This is a genomic window from Rodentibacter myodis (assembly GCF_001999305.1).
Lineage (GTDB): Bacteria > Pseudomonadota > Gammaproteobacteria > Enterobacterales > Pasteurellaceae > Rodentibacter > Rodentibacter myodis.
This window is the reverse complement of the sequence record NZ_MLHQ01000042.1, coordinates 1-1,089: the sequence shown is the minus strand read 5'-3', so window position 1 is coordinate 1,089 and position 1,089 is coordinate 1. Positions and strand designations below refer to the sequence as shown.

Annotated in this window: 1 protein-coding gene; it reads left to right on the top strand. The window is 41.5% G+C overall.

The annotated features are described in order from the left end of the window. Nucleotides 1-950, top strand: a 950-nt coding sequence (locus tag BKL49_RS11920; protein ID WP_244152011.1) for an autotransporter outer membrane beta-barrel domain-containing protein, incomplete at its 5' end; no start/stop codon positions are given. Between the last annotated feature and the right edge of the window lie 139 nt (nt 951-1,089).

Below are 1,089 nucleotides of genomic sequence, written 5' to 3'. Positions count from 1 at the left end.
GTACGCCAAGTACGCCAAGCGTAACACCAATTCCACCGGTAAATCCAACACCACCAAATAATCCGACATTGCCGATTTCCCCAATACTCAGCCAAATGGCGAATGCGCAAGTTTCACTTCGTCAATCACAATTATTGTTGGTTGAAAATGAAATGTTTGGTATTCATCAACGTCTTGGCGAAGTAAAAAATGGCGAGAAAGGCAATGTGTGGGTGCGTAATGTGAATTCTCGTGAAAAATTGACCGCACTTTCTACCGGTGAAAGCAGCACTTCCGGCTTTAAACAAAATGTACATACATTACAAATCGGTGCGGATGCGGCGGTGAGCGATAATTTCCGTATTGGTGGATTTATTGGTCGCAGCCAAGCCAATGTGGATTTCAATGATCACAATGGTGATGGCAAGGTAAAAAGTAATAGTATTGGGTTATATGCCGCCTATCTTGCGGATAACGGCATTTATCTTGATAACATTGTGAAATACAGCCGTTTGAAATCGGAATCCGATCACACCGAAAAACGCCACTACAATGCCTATACTTTATCAAGCGAACTCGGTAAACAGTTCAAGCTCGCCAATAATTGGACAATCACGCCACAAGTTCAATTAGCTTGGACACATATTCAGGGCAAGAATAATGAAGACAGCTTATCTTCCATTTATTCCCGTGCCGGTGTTCGTGTGGCAAAAGGCTTTACTTTAGCAAATGGTTGGAATCTACAACCTTATGCCGAAATAAATGGCATAACAAGCCGTCATAACAACAGTAAAATCCACTACGCAAACGGTGCACTTAATGTGGAAGATAGCCGTGGGCGTTTTGAAAGCACGATTGGCTTGAATGCCGGTATTGCAAATCATCGTATTGGTTTAGAAGTAAGCCGTGCCGATGGCAAACGCTACGACAAACCTTACCAAATCCAAGCGGTTTATCGTTATCAATGGTAATGAGACAAAGCTAAAAGAAACAAAAGTGCGGTCAAATCTGACCGCACTTTGACTAATAAAATGTACTACACTGAGACACATAAACAATCTAATAATAACGATAGGAGAAAAATCGATGACCAATCAATCAATCAATCAA